The following is a 21190-nucleotide window of genomic DNA, read 5'->3' on the forward strand; positions in this document are numbered from 1 at the left end:
GTTAGTAATTTTCAAGAGATCTTTGATAAGTCAATGGAAGAAGAAAAAAAAGCAGTTTCTGAACATAAAAAGTCTTGCACTAATTGTGGGGCAGAGCTAAAATACAAACCTGGCACTTCTGATATTACCTGTGAGTATTGTGGTCATCATGAGACCATCACAACCGATCAGGATGGATTTCAAGAGCTAGAACTTAGACCTTATCTCGAAGAAATGGGATCTCAATCCCATTCTGAAGAGATCATGATGCTACATTGCAAAAATTGTGGCGCTAATCAACATATCGAAGAAAACTATAAATCATTGCATTGCGTGTATTGTACAATGCCTTTGATTATAGAAGATGCCTATAAAGAAGATTGGATTTTACCAGGTGCCGTCCTCCCTTTTCAATTTGATCAAAAAAAATCACATCAGATTTTTTCAAAATGGGTAAAAGGATTATGGTTTGCTCCTAATAATCTAAAAAAAGCGGCATTAGACCCTCAAAATACCAAAGGACTATATCTCCCGTATTGGACATTTGATGCCCAATTGTATGCCAATTATAGAGGGCAACGTGGGGATTATTATTATGTAAGTGTTCCCTATACCACAACAGTAAACGGTAAAACGGTTACCAGAACCCGGCAAGAACGAAGAACAAGATGGTCTCCTGCTAGTGGAAATGTAAATGGTTTTGTTGATGATACTCTAATTAAAGCTTCTCATCAACAAAAAAACCCTATCCCAAGAAAATTATCAAACTGGAACTTGGATGCACTCGAACCTTTTAATACAAGTTTTTTAGCCGGTTTTGTTACAGAAAAATATACTATTTCTTTAAAAGATGGTCATTTATCATCTACCAAAGAAGCAGAAAATATAGCCACTTCATGGGCAAGAAGGGATATAGGTGGAGATACACAAAGAGTACACCATATAGATATGAGATTAAGTGAAGAAACATTTAAACATATCTTACTCCCTGTTTATGTTAGTGCATATCGTTTTCAAGGAAAAAAATATAACTTCTTTATCAATGGGCAAACAGGATCAATTTCTGGCAGCCGCCCCTATTCTTTCTGGAAAATATTCTTCTTGGTACTGTTTATATTAGCTATCATCGCAATACTGTTTTGGTTCTCTGAGCAACAGTAGTAAAATCCAACTATATAAATTTCAATCCTCGGTATCCTACGGCAAGCACACAACAGATCATATTGTTGATAATTATATACCTTCAAAAAAGGGCTCTAAAGTCAAACCTATCCCGCGCGATACAATTATCGACCATCGGCACATAAACCTTTGTCAGCACATTAAGGGCACCTTCCCGCGCGGTAGTTTTATCGATTAGCGGCATACCAATAGCTCCCCGTGCAATAGGAATACCTTTTCGCGCAGTATTTTTATCGACCATCGGCATACCAATAGTAGTCCGCGGCGCGCGGGTCGGCAATACCCATGGATTAATAAGATTTTACGCGAGACTGTTTATGAAACTATTCATCCTAGTATATTAAAGAGAATAACTATTGATTTTACATCAGTGAGGAAGTACTTTCTCAAGAGGGTTTTTCTTTGATTAATTTACACTATTTCCCCCTTCGTTTTTACATTCAACTCACTGAAAACAACACTATTACCTCATCTATTTTATGGTTTTAACAGTGAAATACAATGAAATATTATTTCCTTTCATTTCTTCGTAATTTGACTTCATCAAAAGAACATTCGGTTATTAATAATGAAGAAATTTAATATGAATTGCCGTGTGAATTTGACTAATAGTTTTGTATTAAACAAAAAAGTATTTTAGGAAAACGATATAGATTAAACCCCTGCTATATTAATCTTTTTGTGTTCAACACCCTTACCTCATAAATTTTAAGATCTCGTAATATGGAGCCTTTTTACCTGCTCCTATCTATGGTAATATAACTAAATACACAAATCAAAAATTATGGTCGTTTCAACTCAACCACTCGTTAATTTAGCTAGAATCAGCTTGATTGTTTTTTTCTTTGGGGTAACTACCTTTCTTAATGCCCAAGTAAAAGATACTGTATATGTAGAAATGGCAGCTATCAACCAACCCTTTATGTATAATAGATTGGGGGCTGCACAACCAACAGGGATGATCTTTGCTCTGGTAAGTGACCTGGATCAAGATATTACTTATCCTGTTTCCAAAGATATTTTGGGAAAAGTACGGTTAAGACCCGACAAACGACCCCGCCCAATTGTTTTACGAGCCAATAAAGGAAATATATTAAAGATAAAATTCACCAACCTATTAGCTCCATTCGACTCTCTTGCAGTTGTAAATGCATACGGAACAAAACTACCAGATACCATAACCCAAAGTCAGGCCTCAAACATTTATCCAAAAACAAGAGCTGCCGGAGTACATATTTTAGGAACTGAAATGGCAAACAGTATAAGTTCTGATGCCAGTTGGTCTGGGGCAAACCCATCGAGTTTAGCAAATCCTGGAGAAACCTTAGAATATATCTTAAGAGTCCCGCAAGAAGGTGCGTTTTTACTATTTAGCACAGGGGCTACAGTTGCCAATGGCGGGCAACCCGGAGGGCAATTAACAAATGGCTTATTCGGAACACTTAATGTACAACCAGAGGGAGCAGAATGGTACCGCAGCCAGGTAACAGAAGATGACCTTAATCAAACCATTACACATTATGAACAAATCTCAGAATATGCTGGAACCAAAAATATCAAAATAAATAAAGAAGATGTCAAAGATATCTATGCCATGGATAAGACCTATCCTATTATAGATTATGATAAAAAGGATGCAAATGGCAGGCCTATTTTAAAAATGTATACCGAAAAAAAATACAACAATGGAAGCACAACCAGAACCTTGGTTCATACAGATTTAACAGCAATCATAACAGGACCAAACAGAGGAGATTTTACTGGGGATAGCCCATCTTTCTTTAAAGTTCCTGCTTCGCCAGACCGAAGAAGACCTTATAGAGAGTTTGGTATTCATTATCATGAGTCTCCCTGGACAGTACAGGCATTTCCTGTTTTTTATGAAAGTGACAAAAACTCAGATGGTCTGGATCTTGTAAATACCCTAGCAACAGGAAAAGATAATTTCTCGATTAATTATGGATCCGGAGGTATTGGAGCAGAGATTTATGCCAATCGTATTGGTGTAGGTCCTATGGCAGATTGTGATGATTGTGCGTATGAAGAATTCTTTTTGAGTTCCTGGGCTGTAGGAGATCCTTCTATGGTAGTCGATATCCCAGCTAATTCAGCTTCATTGGTGGCACCTAATGTTACACAACAAAATCAGTTTTTGTTTAACTCTAACGCATCAAGTGCAGATGCTACAAAAACTCCTCTTCTTGGACTTAAAGCAACCAAAGCACTGTATCCGGATGATCCTTCTAATGTATATCATAGTTATATGAACGATCATGTAAAATTTAGAGTAACCCATGCAGGGGCTGGACTTACTCATGTGCATCATCAACACACACACCAGTGGTTACATTCTCCGAATAGTGATAATGGTCATTATTTGGATAGTCAAACCATTAATCCAGGATCATCATATACTTTAGAAATGGTGTATAACGGAAGTGGTAATCTAAATAAAACAGTCGGTGATCAAATATTTCACTGTCATTTTTATCCTCATTTTGCAGCAGGGATGTGGAGCCTTTGGAGAGTACATGATGTATTAGAACTAGGAACCGAGTTAGATACAAATGGTAGACCAATGACAAATTCAAGAGCACTTCCTGATGGAGAAATTGCAACCGGAACCCCAATCCCTGGTTTGGTACCTATACCTAAAAGAGCAATGGCTCCTGTACCTTCAAAAACACATATTGCTGATGGCGAAGTTGTGATAGATGATATTTCAAGAAATCCAGGATATCCATTTTTTATACCAGGAGTTTCGGGTAGTAGACCTCCACATCCGCCAATGGATTTTGCACAAGGCGCTATTTATAACGCCGTTGGGGATTCTATCGCCTTTGGTTCATTAAATGGAGGGCTCCCCAGAAACGTAGTTTACAAAGCCAAGGTTCCTTTTGAGAATCACACCCAATATGATTGGACCAAGATAGTAGATAGTATACAGGTCATCGAGTTACCTGAAGAAGGTACAACTGTTGAAAAAGTAGCCATGGCTACCCATGCTATCAGAAAACATAAAACACTAACGCCAGAAGGAAGCTCAGGAGACTTTATATTAAACGGATTACCACCGGTTTCTGGAGCGCCCTACGCCGATCCTGCTATAGACCTGTCGGGTAATAAAGTAGGAACCAAAAGGGTATATAAAGCTGCTAATATTCAATTGGATATAGTACTTAATAAAAAGGGATGGCATTACCCTCAGCAACGTATTATATCCTTATGGGGAGACGTTGCTGCTAATATTGATGGGATAAAACCACCTGAACCATTTTATTTTAGAGCTAATTCTGAAGAATATGTAGAATATTGGCATACCAACTTGGTACCCGAATACTACGAATTAGACGATTATCAGGTGCGTACTCCTACAGATATTATAGGGCAACACATTCATTTGGTTAAATTTGATGTAACCGCCTCTGATGGTGCTGCTAATGGGTGGAATTATGAAGATGGAACTTTAGCACCTGATCTGGTTCGAGAAAGAATCAAGTCTATTAATGATGGAGGAAAACGATATACCTATGCTTTTCAAAATGGAAAACCAATTACGGATGTAGCTTCATACAAAGTAAACACCAACATATTGAAACCTCATGCCCCTAATCCTATTTGGGGAGCCGCTCCAGAAGATCAAAATTGGACCGGAGCACAAACTACCATACAGAGATGGTATGCAGATCCACTACTAAATAACAGAGGAGAAGATCGAACACTTAGAACTGTATTTACTCATGATCATTTTGGACCATCTACACATCAACAAATTGGTTTGTACGCAGGCTTATTAGTAGAACCCTATAAATCCAAATGGATTGATCCGGTAACAGGTAATCAGCTTGGTATTGCAAATAATGGAGCCACTCGCCCTGTAACAGTAAATGGAGTTTCAAAAAGAGTAAGTGACGGTGGTCCAACTGGATGGCAAGCCAATATTGTTACAGAAAATGTAGAAGATAGTTATCGTGAGTTCATGTTAGAGTTTCAGGATACCCAGCAAGCATACCTTTCTGATAGTCGCACCACTCACGATCCATATCCCGAATTTCCAAAAAAATTCGTTGGAGTGGCAAGAAAACAATTCTTAGACTCAGTTAGTAAATACAGAGGATGGATGGATACTGATAAGGCTATCCTAAACCAAGGGTATCCTGAGTTGATCTCTTTTGGGTTTAGAGGTACTTACTCTATGAATTATAGAAATGAACCTTTACCTCTACGTGCTTCAATTCCACCTTCAAATCCTGATTCTACTTATACTCAAGCGGCATACCCAGCAGGAAATCTTGCCAATGTGTATAGCTCACAAATAAACAGGGCTGACTCAGTATTTAACACCCAACCCATAGGAGGAACACTTATCCCGGGAAGCTCTAGGTTTAGATTCCCTGTGAACCCTATTGGACCAGAAATGCAACCAAAAGATCCATATACTCCTTTGTTTAGGGCATATGAAAATGATAAAATTCAGATTAGGACCCTGGTCGGTGCACACGTGACCTCACATTTTTTTAATGTACATGGTGTTAATTGGCTTTTTGAGCCCTCAAATAAAAATTCGGGTTTACGATCCACTCAGAACATGGGGTTATCAGAACATTTTGAAATGAATTTTAAATTTCCTGTAACAGGTAATACAGAACCAACTACCAGTGATTATTTGTATCAGGCAAGTTCTGATGTAAGTGGAAGAACAGCCGGACTATGGGGTATTATGAGAACATATAATAAAGAACAGTCCAATCTTGTGCCTTTGCCTAATAATGACATTACAAAAAATCCTGTTACCGCTATGCCAAAAAATTGTGGTTGCCCAACAAATGCACCACTTAAAGAATATAATGTAACAGCAGTTTCTATCGATCAACTTGGAGGTGCATTAGTTTATAATCAGAAATTTGGAAATATAGAAGATGACGCTATTGTATTTGTAAAGGATGAAGAGCTTAAAAATGGTACATGGAAGCAAGAACCTTTGGTACTGAGAGCGAATGCCGGAGACTGTGTAACTGTACACCTAACAAATAGTATTTCTGAAGATTTTCAAGGCAATCCCGGAACCTATAGTTACAGATATAAAGATAGTACAGGAACTTTACAAGGGAATCAAGTTGTAAACCTAAAACCTTCAACAAGTGTAGGATTAAACGCCGGGCTATTATCTTATGACGTAGGTATAAATGACGGCACCAATATAGGTTTAAATTCTCCTCAAACCATAGATAGAGGAGAAAAAAGAACATATCAATGGTATGCCGGAAAATGGGAAAATAACACTCCTGTTCCTGTAGAATTCGGATCGGTAGTATTATCTGCCCCAGACCCACTAGAACAATATGTAAAAGGACTTTTTGGAGCGCTAATCATCGAACCAGAAGGCACTACTTGGGTTGAGGATGCTACTACATCCCATTCTGCAAATATCTATGATAGCAATAACAAATTTTTATTTAGAGAATTTGTAATGCAATTTCAGGATAATATTGTAGCTAGTTCAAATACAGGTTTTACCACTGTTGGCTATGCTTTAAATTATAAATCAGAACCATTAGCCAGTAGATTAACACAACAAGGGCTTACAACAACTTTTAATCAAAATGATCTTGCCGATATTACTTCAAACGTTATCAACAATGGAGATTATCCTGAGACTCCCCACTTTGTAGCAAAAGCAGGAGATCCATTACGAATCAGGATACTACATCCAGGAGGTAATGGAAATACAGAATCATTTAACTTACATGGTCATGTTTGGCAAGAAGAGCCATATACTGACAACTCTACGCAGATAGGATACAATGATAAATCACAGTGGTTTGGCTTTAGAGATCAGATAGGTCCTTTAAATAGTTTTGATTTGGTAATCAATAGTGCCGGAGGAGATAATAAAGTACCTGGTGATTACATATATAATAGTATGCTTAGCCTCAGTTTTCAAGGAGGAATCTGGGGGATAATGACGGTTACAGATGCTACAGACTATCTTTATGTTGATCATATAAAATCATCTAATAATGCCGCTACTCTATTTGGTATGGCCAGCGTAGATCCAAACACAGGAAAACTACCCGAAAGCGTTACTCTGGAGTATTATGATAAAAAAATCACGGCACAAGTATCGCAATCTGATGGTTCCTGGGAAATAAAAAATATAGATACCCAAAAATTAGATCTGCCTTTTGTTATTAAATCTTCTCTAGGAGGTAAAATAAATGGTGATGCACAGTACATAGCAAAACTTATAAAAAAATCAGAAAAGAACCCTCTTAAAAAAGTCTTGACAGCGCCCACAAACCTACGCAAAACAGTACTCTTAAAAGGAGTGCACCCAAATAGAGTAGAAGGAAAAAAAGTAAAAATCGAATAATAAAACAATTGTCATAGATGAGTTTTACTAGTAAGCAAATAAGCTTCTTATGTTTTCTGTATTGTTCTTTATTATTTCAGCAAAACGTAGAGGCACAAGAGGGATATCATAAGTCTGTTGTAAAAGAAGGGATTAAGATAGATTTTTCGTTATCTCACCTTCATTCAGGCAAACCAATCAATGAATTTCGTGAGGGTGATCATGTATTGTTTCAGTTCAAAATTTCTGATACTATAACAGGAAAACCACTTTCTGGTTCTTTTCCTGCTGCATGGATGGATAAAACCAACAAAAATAAGCCCGTAGATTGTGGTCGTAAAATTGTTTCTTTTATAGAAGGGGCGCTATTATCACGACCAGAACTAGATCTTAATGTATATTATGTCTTAACGTTAAATGATGATAATACCATTAATGTTGTAGATCCATTATTTGGTTTTGGAGGTTCACAATTATTAACCCAAATACAAATTCCGGGTACGGGGTATGATTGGGCAATAAAAGAAAATCAGACCATGGTATATGTATCTATGCCCAAAGCCAATCAAGTTGCATTAATAAACACCTCAGAAATGAAAAATGAGGCTAATATATCTATTCCCGGGCAACCAAAAGAAATTGTTTTACAACCAGATGAGCATTATCTATGGGTATCATATGATCTTTCTGGTAAATTTGAAGCTAATTCAGGGGTAGCTGTAATTGATACAGAAAAAAAAGTATTGATCAAAACCATTCAAACTGGTTCAGGCTCTCATAACATTGTTGCAGGAAAGGATAACGATTATATCTATGTCACGAATCAAAATAGTCAAACCATTTCTGTTATTGATGTACAATCATTAGAAAAAGTAAAAGATATCTCTATTCGGGATATTCCTGTTTCTATAGCCTATTCTGAAAAAGCTAATGCCCTTTATGTAGTAAATAAAAAGAGTTCGATCATTAGTGTTATAGATAGAACAACACTTCAGGTTATTGAAGAAATTAATGGTAAAAAAGGTATTGATAAAATAACATTTGCACCAGACGGAAGATTAGGTTTTGTGCTTAATCCATTGGCAAATACAATCAGTATTATTGACAGTGCTACCAATAGAATTATTCAATCTGCAGATGTTGATGAACAACCAGATGAAGTAAGTTTTTCGGATGAGCTGGCATATGTAAGACATCTGGGAAGCGAGATTATATGGATGATCCCATTAGATGTTATAGGTAAAGAAGGAGCAGAAATCCCACTAATTGACTTTACCGGAGGACAAAACCCTCCTGCCTTAGGAGCAGCAAAAAATGGTGCTTCGGGAATTATTCAAGCGCCTGGGGCAAATGCAGTATTAGTATCCAATTATTTAGACAAATCCATTTATTATTATTCTGAAGGAATGGCGGCACCAAGTGGTCATTTTAGCACCTACGGCAAACATCCTAAAGCCGTTCAGGTAATTGATAAAAGTATAGAAGAAACAGCTCCTGGAGTATATCAGACAACAGCACAACTACGTACGCCTGGTGATTATGAAATAAGTCTTTTTTTAGATGTCCCTTCTTTTATGGAATGTTTTGCGGTAAATGTTTTACCAAATAAAGAAAAAGAAAAAAAACGTCTAAAAGAGATCCTTGGTCCCATTTCCATACACTATTTATCATCTAACAATCACGCCAAAGTTGGTACAGATGTACCTGTCAAGTTCGAATTACTGGATGTAAAAACCAGCAAACAGGTATCTGAGCTAAAAGATGTCAAAATAATGACAATGAATAGCGCTGGCAGAGGATATCATTCTATAGCAGTCAAAGAATCCGAAATCAAAGGAGTCTACAAAACAAATTTAAAATTTGAAGAGGAGGGCTTGCATTATATATATGTAGAGTGTTTATCCAGGGGCTTAACATTTAACAATCCTCAGTTTATGGCACTATATGCTTACGAATAATAAAATCACATAATCAAAAACAAATAATCACTTATTATGAAACAACTTAAAATCAGTTTACTTATAATAACAACATTACTTTGTCAAAGTGCCTTTTCGCAAACAAAAAAAGAATCCAAAAAAGCAAGCTGCTGCTCTACCTCTACTAAAACAAAAAAAGAAGCACATTGCTCTTCGATGTCCATGCCGATGTCTATGTCAAATTCTGAAACAAAACAGCGTTTTTCTTTGCAAAATCAATTCGGAGAAGATGTAAATTTTCATGATTTGATCAAAGGCAAAGTCGTGGCACTCAATTTTATTTTCACTAGCTGCAAAACGATTTGTCCTCCAATGGGAGTCAACTTTATTCATCTCAAAAAATTGATGAATAAGCGAGTAGAAAACTCAGAATTAGTAATGCTTACTATAAGTATTGATCCTATAACAGATACTCCCGAACGACTACTAGAATGGAGTAAGAAATTTGAAGCGGGACCAGGATGGACATTGCTTACCGGAGAAAAGAAAAACATAACTACCATATTAAAAAATCTAGAAGTATACACAGCTCTAAAAGAGGAACATGCACCAATTATATTACTGGGAAAAGGAGGTGAAAACAATTGGATAAGAACCAATGGATTAGCTAACCCCCAAGAACTAGCTAAAACTTTAAATACCTTTTTTGATCCTCCGACACTGGGATACATTAACAACCAACAAAACAAAACCGAAATATATAATCGAGACGAAAATTATTTTACCAATACCGAATTAATTAACCAGCATGGAGATAAAATGAGGCTATACGCCGATTTAATGAAAGACAAAGTAGTAATTATTAACCCTTTCTTTTCAGAATGTACCGGTGTATGCCCATTAATGAGTAGTAATCTAGAAAAGATCCAAGAATATCTGGGAGAAAAACTAGGTAATCAGGTGCATATCATCTCCATGACGGTCGATTACAAAACCGACCAGCAAAACGTATTAAAAACATATGCAGAATCGTACAATGCTCGCAACGGGTGGTATTTTGTTACCGGTAAAAAAGAAAACATTGAATTCGCCCTAAAAAAACTAGGGAAAAATGTTTCTACCAGAGAAGGACATGATTCTATTTTTCTTGTAGGAAACCTGAACACTAAACTATGGAAAAAAGTAAATGGATTAGCGGCTGTAAATGATATCATTACTCAGATAGACAGTGTTATAAACGACCAAATTGATTAAATTTTTTAAATGAAAGTGTACCCCGTATACCTATTATTCCTCTTTTTTGGATTTACTGTTGCCAAAAATTCATATGTACTGGTCGTAAACCAAGGTATGACTGCACAGCAAAAAGCAGGAAAAAACATCTACACCAAAGGGATAGGCACAACTAATGTAAAAATAACGGCAGAGATGTCGGGTGTAAAAGTATCGGCAACCATAATGCCTTGTATTAATTGCCATAAAGCAGATGGTACTGGAAATCCTGAAGGAGGTATCGTGCCGTCTAATATCACCTGGGCAGAACTAACCAAAAATTATGGTGGAAAACGACAAGATAATAAGAAACGACCTGCCTATGATAAAACAACATTGAGAAAAGTAATAACTACCGGAATAGATTCGGGAGAAAATCAATTGCATACCACAATGCCCAAATACAATATGAGTAGAGAAGATCTTGATAATCTTATCGAATATATAAAAATAATAGGCACTGATAAAGATGTTGAGTATTCGGATTCTAGTATTCAGATTGGAGTTGTGTTACCCGAAAAAAACACAATCTCGGGAGGTAAAAATGAGGCAATTAAAAATCTAGTAAATGCATATTGCTCTTTTATAAATAACCAGGGAGGAATTTATAATCGAAAAATAGAACCCTCATTTTTAGAAAACAAGGAAAATTTTACTCACGATGAGTTCTTTATGCTAATGGGGTTTGGTGATAAATCTATTGCAAAAAAAGCAAATCTAATCGAGATTCCCGCTCTTTTGTCTTTCTCTAAAGAAAGAGTTAATAGCGGTTTTAAAAATCAATATGCTTTTTATGTTTATCCAAGTTTAACTGCACAAAGTGTATCTCTTATAGATTTTTATAAACAACAGAAATACCAAAAAACAACAAGTAATACTACCATAGTTTATTCAAAAGACCAAATCCGAACAGGGATGGCAAAAGAGGTAGCAGATTATTATCATAAGCAATTCGGACTGCACCCAAACATGCTACTCATAAGTCAAAATACTATTGAGGAGATTGCAAAAAACAAAAGTATTTCATCAGACGGATTACTCATTTTTATAGGTCCTAATGTTCTTGGAAACGAATTACTAAATGCCTTTTACAAAATTAAAAAAACACCCTTTGTTTTAATTCCAGGAAGCGTATCAGGGGTTAACCTATTCAAAATACCAGCAACGTTTCAAAACAAAGTATTCATTGGCTATCCTACCTGGGTATCAGAACGAACTTATGAAGGGATACAAACGTATCAAAACTTGAATGATAATTACAAATTGAATTCTTCCTGGAAACAAGGACAACTAGATATGCTCTCCATGCTATTAACCACAGAGGAATGCTTAAAAAGAATAGGCAAAAATTTAAGTAGGCCTAATTTTAAAGAAACAATGGAAGGTTTATTCGAATACTCTAATGGTTTAACTCCTTCAATAACATATAATTTAAATAAACGTGTAGGAAACTCCAATATATACATCATTGGTTTTGACACAGAAAAAAAGAAAATGAAATTGATTACTACCATAAATAGTAAAGAAAAGTAATATGCAGAGAAAAGTACAAATAGTAACTTCTATTACTCACGATGATCAAATATGTGAATTGTCCTATCTACCTAATGAGATTGGGTTGATAGAAGTAAGAGCTGATCTGTTAAGTGATATAAGCAAGATAAAAGACCATACTAATATTCCTATTATATACGCTTTGCGAAGCAAAGAAGAAGGTGGTCTCTTTGAGGGGACGATATCAGAACGATATCGTCTCTTAAAAGAAGCTTCTATTGTTTTTGATTATGTCGAATTAGAAGGAGATCGTGATTTGGCTCCAGAAGTATTAGATTTTATTCCAAAAAACAAAAGAAGAATTGTCTGGTATGGTTCTCCAGAAAATCATTTTGCCCTTATCACACGTATTCAAAAGTATACTAAAGTCCCAGCTAGCAGATACAAAATAGTTGTAACGACAGACAACCATAGCGATGGAGTAACATTAATGTCTTTGTTAAATGCAATTAGTAATACATCAATAGTAGTTTATGCCATTGGTTTAACCGCAGAATGGACACAGGTTTTGTCTCCTTTTCTGGGAGCTCCAGAAGTACAATCGACTTTGGCAAAAGAAAAGAAACCAGCACCTCATTTTTTAACCAGACAATTAATAGAGGATTATGGTCTACCCTATGTATATCCTATAAAACAACTCTTTGGAATTGTAGGAAACCCAGTATTAGAATCCATCTCACCAAAACAACATAATCAAGGCTACAGAACATTGGGACTTCCATATCTATATCTACCATTTCACACCAACAACTTTTCTTCCTTTACAGATCGAATTATGCAATCCCCCCTTATGCCTGTTCCATTATCTGGATTAACTGTTGTTTCTCCTTTTAAAGCAAATGGTTATGCTGTTTCTATTGATAATAAGGCTGTAGATAAAGTTAAAATCTGTAATGGTCTAATACGAAAAGAACAAGGATGGAAAAGTTTTAGTACTGATCCTTATGGTGTCATCCAATCGTTAAATCAAGTTACAGATGATTGGAGTCACAAAAAAATAGCCATCATTGGTTGCGGTGGTACAGGTCGAACAATAGCAAGCACATTAAAAAGAATGAATATAAGGGCAACGCTAGTGAACAGAACCATTGAAAAAGGACGTAAGGTAGCTGCTTCTTTAAAACTAAGCTTTATAGCATTACAAGCATTCGACGCTAGTCTTTTTGATATTATAATTCACGCCACTCCCCTTGGTAAAAACCAGAATGAATCACCCTTTGATATAACACAATTAAACAATGATAGTATTGTGATAGATCATGTCTATTCTTTGGAAGAAGATACAGAGCTTGTTCAATATTGTCAATTATGTGATATCGAGTTTGTTGATGGAAAAGAAATAGCACGCTTACAGATCAGTCAGCAATTCAAGTTTATGACTGGAATAGAAATGCCAAAAGTCAAAAAAGTAACACAAAATCTTAAAATAAATTAAATGCAAACAACAGATTTAGAACATGCCCAAAGGGGTGATATCATCTCAGAATTCTACCATGAATGGGCTTCTGAAATAAAAGAATTACTAGGTATATGGAAAAACGTAAACCCAAAAACAGGTCAAATCGCACGCCTCGAAGTTATTTCAAAGAATGACACCATTTTTTTGCACTGCTATGGCAAACTAGAGATTGGAGAGAAAGATTGGGGGCAATCTCCTTGTGAACTATTTAGCTCTAATGTCGGTTCTTCTGAAATTGAAGGGTTTATATCCACTTTTGAGTTTGACTTTATGAAAATTCAGGTAGCAGTAAATATAAAATATGGAGTAATGGTAGTACAGTCCTATAATACTTTTAAAGATGGAAGTAATCGTAATAATTATTTCTCTCGCGAATTCTTTTGCAAATAACAATCACTAAAAACTAAATATGGAATTAAAAGAACAAAAACAAAAAGTAGATCTTTCTTACTATTTAGGTACGTGGCGTAATTCTTATGAAAAAGCCCGGTTAATAGGTGAGTTCACTTTTTTTGAAAAAGATGGAGTAATGCAAATAAGGATCAAAAACTCTAAAGATAGTTTCTATAAGAGCAATTGGGACATCGCCCCAGTAAGACCTCACTCCTACGCCCCAGAAATTAATGATGTAGTAGCTTTTCAAGCACATCTAAAGATGGAAGAAATGGAAGCTTTTCTGGCCATAAACGAAAATAAAGGACTACTAATTATCGCAGGTTATTTGACTTTTGATACTAACGATGAAAGATCTGATTGCTTTGTGCGTGAATTCTTTTATAAAGTATAGAAAATTATGAATAATGATATCAAATTACATACAACCAATGAGCTAAAAGCTCTAAAAAAACTAGTATCTGAAGAATTTGTATTACGTGCAGATAAATATGACGAAACGTATACTTTTCCTAAAGAAAACTTCTTGTCCTTATTTCATGCAGGACTTAATGCCCCTACAATTTCAAAAGAATTTGGAGGAATGGGATTAGGCAACAACAAAGGTAATATCCGAAAACTCTGGGAAATGACAACAGAAATTGCAAAAGTTGATATGTCTACCGCCAGATGCTGGGAAGGACATAACAATGCCCTGATGCTATTAGACAACCTAGGCACCTATATACAAAAGGAAAGATGGTTCTCTGGAGTAATAAACCAAGGTGATATCTGGACTGTCTGGAGTGGAGAGCCGCTTTTAAAAACTCCATCACAAAAACAGTCTATTGGAACAATCGTTTCAAGAATTGATGGGGGATATATTCTGAATGGGTCAAAAGTATTCTGCTCTAGTGCGCCAGGGGCAACCTGGGCTAATCTATTAGTAAATATAGACGGTCCTGGTGGTGCTCGCCATGCCGAAGGTTCACCAGAATCTGTAATAATGCTTGCTTGTGATCTTTCTAATCCTTCCGTTTCTTTTGATGATTCCTGGTGGAAACCCATGGGCATGAGAGGATCAGTAAGCTATAAAGTACATTTTGATAATACTTTTATACCCTATGAAAATCAAATTGGAAAACCAGGGCAATTTTTACTTGAAGATTGGCAAACAAGATGGATTCCTCAGTATGCCGCTACTTTTTTGGGTGGTGCAGAGGCAGCTTATGAATATACGCTAAATCACATACAGAACCAACATAGACAGAGTGATCCTTTTATCCAACACCGCATTGGAAAAATGGCTATTAATATCCAATCGGCTCGCATGTGGCTAGATCACGCTGCTAAATTATGGGATGATAACCAAATAAGCTCGGCTCAAAGTATGGGCAATATGGTACGTTATCAAGTCGAACAATTAGCTACAGAAACAGTGGATTATGCAATTCATTCATGCGGAGCCAGATCTTTAATCAAACCCAGCCCTCTTGAACGAATTGTAAGAGACCTAACCTTATACACACGACATGATAATGATGATCAATTATTAGCAACTATAGGAAAATCTCAACTTGGTGAACTACATGATCAATCCTTTTTCAAAACAAAATAACAATGAAAAAAAATACTAACAAGCGAAAACTTAATATTTGGGGACTGGCATTTGGGTATTTTGCCTTTTATATCCCTTATAGTGGTATGACAAAAGTTTTGTCCAAAGGATATTTCTCTGATACAGCCGCCCCTATATCTGGTTTGGAATTACTTCCTATGGTTTTATTAGGGACTGTTATCGGTTTTTTAATCATTTTAACGGTAACAAATTGGTGGAAAAAAGCAGGAACGATACAAATATTTGGCATGAAGGTACCATTTGCAACAAATAGGTATACCTTTTTATCTGGAGTAGCAACTGCAATCATAATTGCTACGACAACATTAGCCTATAGTTTTACTGGTATTTCAATTGTTTTTGCTGCATTATTAATGCGAGGTGGTGTTTTATTAATGGCACCATTTATTGATATTTTATACAGGCGAAAAATACAATGGTATTCATGGTTAGCCTTTGGTCTTACATTATTCTCGCTTTTAATAGTTTTTTCTGAAAAGGCAGGTTACGTTTTAAATACTGCCGCAGGTATAAATATTATAGCATATCTCTCTGGTTATTTCTTCAGATTACAATTTATGACCCATGCCGCCAAAACCAAAAACACATCTTCAAATTATACTTTTTTTGTAGAAGAAATGTTATCTGCCATGGCGGTTATTTTATTTATTCCGTTATGCCTGGCATTGATAGGGCAAGGTGATTTTATGCTAGCCATAAGAGCGGGATACACCTCATCTATTGCATCTGGAATGATCATTCCTTCTGTCGTTATAGGACTATTATACTCATGCCTATATATTTTTGGTTCCCGAATTTATTTAGATCAAAGAGAAAATACATTTTGCATTCCAATAAATCGAGCTGCAAGTTTACTAGCTGGTGTTTCTTCAGCGATAATTTTATCATTAGTATTTGGCACTCTGTTCTATTCAACCATTCAGCTTATTGGTGCCGTGATTTTGATTCTGGCGGTTTTCGCATTAAGCACACCTAAGATTATTGAACTTATCAAAGGATCTATGACAAAACAACGTACATATATTTTTGTTTGCCCTGGTAATACAGGAAGATCACCTATGGCACAAGCCATTTGTTTAGATCGTATGATTTCTCACTTAGAATCACAGTATAAAACCAATAAACGTTCTAATATCCAAGTGTTAAGTGCCGGAATTAATGGTGAGGATGGAATTCCTATACACAACGACGCTCAACTAGCTTTAGAACATCTAGGAATAAAAACAATACCACACAATTCTCATAAACTTAGTAAAAAAGATATCAGTACCGTTGATAAGATTTGGTGTATTACTCAAGAACATAAAGATCTAATTACACAGAAATATCCAGATATAGAATACAAAATTAGTTGTTTGGATACAGAAGGTAGTATACCAATACCTCATGGCAAAGGAAAAAAAGCATATATAGAGTGTGCTAAAAAATTAGAAAAGGTTATTGATGAACTAATTCATAAAAAAGAAATAGCATTTTCTTAATCCCTACAAGCCTCATCTATATAAGTTAAGCCTAAAATCTCAAAGTATTTAAAAAAAGAAATAACCAGTACCATATTAGCATGATTTTAGATACAAAAAACAATAATATAATACCAAAATTGACCAATATTTTAGATTCAGGATTTAATTTGGGTGAAAAGGTATGTATTGTAGCACCTGGCTTAAACGGAAAAAATCATTATAACGAAATCCCTGATGATTTTTCTATTATTGCAGTAAACAAGGCTATTCTTATCAACGAAGTAAATCCAGATTGGTGGGTAATAGCGCATACCGATAATACTTGGTTCAACCTTCCAGACAAAAAATTTTCTGGTATAAGAGTATATCGGGATAAGATAGTACCCTCAATTACCAAAACAGCTTTAGAGATGTCTAAAGATAAGGTGTATTATTTTGACCTAGAAAAAGAACCTTTGCAAGAAAAAGTGGTATTTCCTGTACAAGGGTGTATTCGTTACGGTGCTTCTGTATCGGCTCTATCTGTACAAATCGCCCTTAATGTAGGTGTTCGTGAAATTCTTCTTTGTGGTGTTGACATGTCTGGCAATCAATATTGGGATAATAGTGAAAATGAAGACCCTAATGTACTTCATTTACATGGAGAAACATGGGATAGTGTAAAACGATTTAACCCTTTATTACAGTACATGCGTAACAAACTTAACATAAAGATATCTACTTTGAGTACATCAAAACTGGATATCCCTTTTTATACCAAAGAATCATGATAAATAATCCCATAAGGTTTCATTGGAGTTTGTCTCAGGTAGGGGATAATTTTAGAGCAACTGGAGAACAAAAAGAACTTACCGGTCTTTTGAATTTTGAAGAACAACTTAAATTATGCCGCAAAGCTGAAGAAAATGGTATTGACTCTATACTTATGGCAATTGGTTTTACTCGTCCTGACCCCTTATTACTAACAGTAGCCTTAGGACAAGAAACCAGTCATGTTAAGTTCCTAGTAGCGGTTAGATCAGGATTAATTACCCCTACTTATTTTGTACAGCAACTAAATACTGCATCAACACTTATAGGCGATCGTATTCATATTAATGTAGTAAATGGGCATACACCAGATGAGCTAAAATATTATGGTGACTTTAAAGACAAAAAACAACGTAATGAACGTACCCAAGAGTTTGTAGAAATCTGTAATAGGTTTTGGATGGATAAAGCCCCGGTTAATTTTTATGGAACTTACTATCAGATAGAAAATGGAATTATTAAAACCCCATATAATTCTGAGAAAGGACGTCCTGAAGTTTACATCAGTGGTAATTCTAAACAAGCCATAGATTTAGTAACAACTCAAGGAGATTGTTTATGGAGGTTTCCAGATACTCCTGAAGCATTAGCGCCCATTATAGCACCAGTACTGGCATCAGGAAAAGAAGTTGGTTTATTGATGTCTATTATAGCCAGACCAACTCAAGAAGCGGCAGAACTTGCTACCACAAACTTGCTAAAAAACTTCATTGGTAATACGAAAAAAGTACATAAAGGGTATAACGAACGCTACGACTCTCAAGGGTTTAAAGAAATAATAGAAAAAGCCTTTACTGATAGATCCACATGGATAACACCTTATTTATGGAATGGAGCTGTACCCTATATGGGAGCTCCGTCTATCGCAATAGTAGGTTCTTACGAAAATATTGCTAAGGCATTACTAATTTATAAAAAAATAGGTGTTTCTCAATTTTTATTTATTGGATGGCCAGATATAGAAGAAATTGAACATTTTGGACAAGGTGTTTTACCTCTTGTAAGAAAAATGGAATCGAAAGAAGAACTTAAAGCTGTAAACATAAGACAATGACACACGATTCAATACATTTTCATTGGAGATTAATACAAGGAGGAGAATCTACCGTAGCCAGTGCCACCCAAAATGATGAAGGAAAAGCAGCATTGCCAGATCTATCATTACAAAAGAGATTTTGTAAAGAAGCAGAAAAGTTAGGTATAGAATCTGTATTGGTAGACATTAATTATGGCAAACCTGATCCTACATTATTAACACTAGCTCTTGTTAATGAAGTTAAAGAATTAGGGTTTATTATTGCCGTACGATCAGGATTACTATCTCCTACATTATTTACCCAGCAAATAAATACACTATCCACGTTTTCTAATGGACGAATATACTTAAATGTTGTCGCTGGACATTCCCTTTCAGAACAAAAATACTATGGTGATTTTCTGTCGCACGATGCAAGATATGAACGTACAGGTGATTTTCTAAATACCTGTACTCAATTCTGGAACAATAACGAAGCTGTAAATGTAGATGGAAAACATATTAAAATATTAGGAGGGCTACTTAAAACTCCATATGTATCTGACAATCAAAAACGACCATTTATTTTTATTGGTGGAGGCTCCCAGCCTGCAATTGATCTTACTATAAAATATGGTGATTGTTGGATGCAACTTGCCGATACCCCTATAAAAATGCAAAAAAAAATAGCTCCGGTTGTTTCACAAGGAAAAGCAGCAGGAATACGACTATCTGTTATTTGCAGATCGACCAATGAAGAAGCTATAAACATAGCAAACCAACTTATTAAAAACACTAAAAAACATGCCAAACAACAAAATCAATATGTAATCAAAAGTGATTCTCTATCTATCAAAGAAAATCAAATGCTTTCAAAAAATGAATGGCCAAGTCCAAATTTATGGACAGGAGCTATAAAAACCGTAGGACCTACCGGAATAGCCATCGTAGGTAACTATGAAGAAGTTGCTCAAAAATTCATAGAATATAAAAGAGTAGGGATAACCCATTTCATTCTTTCTGGATGGCCAAAACTAGAAGAAATGAAAAGGTTTGGAAAGCATGTAATCCCCATAATTCGTAAAATGGAAAAGATCAAAAAATCAAAATTAAGCTATACATGATATTCCTTAGAAAGTGTAAAACAGCAATTCTGAAACCAAACTTAAAGAAATACTTCTATATAATATTACTAAAGCATGAAGATACTATTAGCACGAGACCATAGTTATATACATCCTAACATCCAAGGTACAGGGAAAAAGATAACTAGCATCCCTTCTGGAGCATCAAACTTTCAACATGATATGCTTGCCAAAGGCTTGGTAGAAAATGGACATGAAGTATTTTATTATGTAAAGAATGAAAAAGAGATGTCTCACCTGTCGGGAATCAAATTTACCAATTCCCTTATTGATGATGTTGATATAGTACATATAAAAGCACTTGGAGAGCCTCATATCATCTCCTATTACCTTTCTAAAAACATTCCTGTACTAGCAACCAATCACGGTCATAGACCAGAGGTAAAACAACTTTGTAAATGGATATATGTTTCTAAGACACAAGCTCATTCTCACAACGCCACTCAATATGTCTGGAATGCCTTAGATCCCAATGATTTTATTTTTTCAACACAAAAACTAGATTATTTTTTATTTATAGCCAATATTAGATATCATAAAGGCAAAGGATTAGATATAGCATTAAAACTTGCAAGAGATTTAGATTTCAAATTAGTAGTTGCAGGGTCAAGTCCTAATCAAGAAGATATTGATAAAGTAAAAGCATTGTGTAAAGAATATAGTGCAATCTATGTAGGAGATGTTAGAGGTAAGCAAAAAGCAGAATTGATTACAGGAGCCAAAGCTCTTATTTCCCCCTCCAGATTTCCAGAAACTTTTGGTATGACCATAGTCGAAGCTTTATTCTCAGGCACTCCTGTGATTTGTAGTAGCAATGGAGCATACAGTGAGATTATGTCTAAAAAAGTGGGTTTTGTTTGTAATAGTGAAGCAGACTATCACCATGCTATAAACTCTGTCAAAAAGATCAACCCAAAAAACTGTAGAAATTATGCTATGAATAATTTTCATTATCGCAAAATGGCTGAAAAATATGTTGCTATTTATAGAGAAATGGTATCTCTTGAAAAAGTTTAAGTATACATTTTT

Annotated in this window: 14 protein-coding genes; all 14 read left to right on the top strand. The window is 35.5% G+C overall.

The features are described 5' to 3' along the window. The first annotated feature begins 33 nt into the window (after nt 1–33). Entirely contained in the window at nt 34–1140 is a 1107-nt protein-coding gene (locus C1X07_RS05365; protein WP_103068961.1) for a DNA helicase PriA, read from the top strand. 805 nt (nt 1141–1945) lie between these two features. Then, a complete protein-coding gene (locus tag C1X07_RS05375) occupies nt 1946–7534 on the top strand; it encodes a cupredoxin domain-containing protein (protein ID WP_128755201.1) in 5589 nt (1862 codons plus the stop codon). 17 nt (nt 7535–7551) lie between these two features. Then, nucleotides 7552–9471 (top strand): YncE family protein, encoded by a 1920-nt coding sequence (locus C1X07_RS05380; protein WP_103068964.1) that lies wholly within the window; start codon nt 7552–7554, stop codon nt 9469–9471. 36 nt (nt 9472–9507) lie between these two features. After that, nucleotides 9508–10686: an SCO family protein gene (locus tag C1X07_RS05385; RefSeq protein WP_103068965.1), complete on the top strand. Its 1179-nt coding sequence runs from the start codon at nt 9508–9510 to the stop codon at nt 10684–10686. A gap of 9 nt (nt 10687–10695) precedes the next feature. Beyond that, complete coding sequence (locus tag C1X07_RS05390) at nt 10696–12237, top strand: cytochrome c/ABC transporter substrate-binding protein (protein WP_103068966.1); 1542 nt, start codon at nt 10696–10698, stop codon at nt 12235–12237. A gap of 1 nt (nt 12238) precedes the next feature. Further along, nucleotides 12239–13693, top strand: a complete 1455-nt coding sequence (locus C1X07_RS05395; RefSeq protein ID WP_103068967.1) for a type I 3-dehydroquinate dehydratase — start codon at nt 12239–12241, stop codon at nt 13691–13693. Further along, a complete protein-coding gene (locus tag C1X07_RS05400; protein ID WP_103068968.1) occupies nt 13694–14107 on the top strand; it encodes a hypothetical protein in 414 nt (137 codons plus the stop codon). It abuts the gene before it with no gap. Nucleotides 14108–14126: 19 nt separating this feature from the next. Further along, nucleotides 14127–14504, top strand: coding sequence for a hypothetical protein (locus C1X07_RS05405; RefSeq protein ID WP_103068969.1), 378 nt, complete (start codon nt 14127–14129; stop codon nt 14502–14504). 6 nt (nt 14505–14510) lie between these two features. Continuing rightward, nucleotides 14511–15707, top strand: coding sequence for an acyl-CoA dehydrogenase family protein (locus C1X07_RS05410; protein WP_103068970.1), 1197 nt, complete (start codon nt 14511–14513; stop codon nt 15705–15707). 2 nt (nt 15708–15709) lie between these two features. Continuing rightward, the gene (locus C1X07_RS05415) at nt 15710–17209 is read left to right on the top strand and encodes an arsenate reductase/protein-tyrosine-phosphatase family protein (RefSeq protein WP_103068971.1); all 1500 of its coding nucleotides are present in this window, start codon (nt 15710–15712) and stop codon (nt 17207–17209) included. An 80-nt stretch (nt 17210–17289) separates the two neighbouring features. Continuing rightward, nucleotides 17290–17961 carry a motility associated factor glycosyltransferase family protein gene (locus C1X07_RS05420; RefSeq protein ID WP_103068972.1) on the top strand — a complete coding sequence of 224 codons (672 nt, stop codon included), beginning with the start codon at nt 17290–17292 and terminating at the stop codon, nt 17959–17961. After that, nucleotides 17958–19055 (top strand): LLM class flavin-dependent oxidoreductase, encoded by a 1098-nt coding sequence (locus C1X07_RS05425; RefSeq protein WP_103068973.1) that lies wholly within the window; start codon nt 17958–17960, stop codon nt 19053–19055. The genes C1X07_RS05420 and C1X07_RS05425 overlap by 4 nt, the downstream gene beginning before the upstream one ends. Next, nucleotides 19052–20140, top strand: a complete 1089-nt coding sequence (locus C1X07_RS05430) for an LLM class flavin-dependent oxidoreductase (protein ID WP_103068974.1) — start codon at nt 19052–19054, stop codon at nt 20138–20140. Before C1X07_RS05425 ends, C1X07_RS05430 begins: the two co-directional genes overlap by 4 nt. Before the next feature lie 75 nt (nt 20141–20215). Then, nucleotides 20216–21178 (top strand): glycosyltransferase, encoded by a 963-nt coding sequence (locus tag C1X07_RS05435; RefSeq protein WP_103068975.1) that lies wholly within the window; start codon nt 20216–20218, stop codon nt 21176–21178. Nucleotides 21179–21190 lie beyond the last annotated feature (12 nt).

It is taken from the genome of Aquimarina sediminis, from assembly GCF_002895435.1.
In the GTDB taxonomy this organism is placed as follows: Bacteria; Bacteroidota; Bacteroidia; order Flavobacteriales; family Flavobacteriaceae; genus Aquimarina; species Aquimarina sediminis.